Annotated in this window: 1 pseudogene; it reads left to right on the forward strand. The window is 66.7% G+C overall.

The features are described 5' to 3' along the window. Positions 1-282: pseudogene (locus H2O73_RS23915) on the forward strand (hypothetical protein); the annotation flags it as partial.

Consider the following 282-nt stretch of genomic DNA (forward strand, 5'->3'; position numbering starts at 1 on the left):
AGGTCTGGGTCGATGAGACACGCCCCCGCAACCAGGGGGCGCTGACCGCATGGGAACTGGGCAAGCACGGCGTGCCGCACACCTACATCACCGACAACGCGGGCGGTCACCTGATGCAGCACGGCCTCGTGGACATGGTGATTACCGGCACCGACCGCACCACCCGCCAGGGCGACGTGTGCAACAAGATCGGCACTTACCTCAAGGCGCTGGCGGCGCGGTATAACGGCGTGCCGGTCTATGTAGCGCTGGCCTCGGCGACGGTCGAGTGGACTGTCAGGG

Source organism: Vibrio marinisediminis (assembly GCF_014050145.1).
GTDB lineage: Bacteria > Pseudomonadota > Gammaproteobacteria > Enterobacterales > Vibrionaceae > Vibrio > Vibrio marinisediminis.